Below are 636 nucleotides of genomic sequence, written 5' to 3'. Positions count from 1 at the left end.
CATGTATTAGGCACGCCGCCAGCGTTCATCCTGAGCCAGGATCAAACTCTCCGAAGAAATGTTTGACTTGCTCAATTTAAAAAATAAAAATTAACGTTGACGTTTGTCGCTTTGTTCAGTTTTCAAAGTTCAACCGCCGCTCTTAAGCGACTTTAYYATCTTATCAAGTTATCAACGTAATGTCAACAACTTTTTAAAATTCTTTTTTTAGCTTCGTTGTTAACGGTATGTCTCAACGACGCTTTATAATAATAAAATATATTTTAACTAAAGTCAACGGTTTTTAAAGAAAAAATTAAAAACTATTATTTATAGATTTGAACAACGACTACTGCAACGTATTATAGACAAAAGCCAGCTGTAACTTTGCCTTCTTTGCTCCTGCGCTTTTACGTATTCTTTTTTATTATTCTTATAGAAGAAACTAAGAAAGAGCTGTCCATTAGACAGCCCTTTCCTATTTCCCTTTAAAACTAGGTCTTCTCTTCTCAGCAAATGCTTGAAGCGCCTCGAGACGATCTTCTGTCGGAATCGTTAACTCATATGCTTTTCGTTCAATTTGCAAACCAGTCTGCAAATCGGCCTTCATTCCTTCTTTAATAGCAAATTTTGCTTGCTGAAGTGCAATTGGCCCAT

General features: G+C 35.6%; 1 protein-coding gene. It reads right to left on the bottom strand.

Annotated features, from left to right (window positions below; genetic code table 11):
- Positions 1-457: 457 nt before the first annotated feature.
- Positions 458-636 (bottom strand): enoyl-CoA hydratase-related protein (locus tag AC1DRF_RS31300; RefSeq protein WP_477742740.1); only part of this gene is annotated, 179 nt, incomplete at its 5' end.

The sequence above is a fragment of the Priestia sp. P5_B4 genome (genome assembly GCF_056400385.1).
This window is presented reverse-complemented; position numbering and strand designations above follow the sequence as displayed.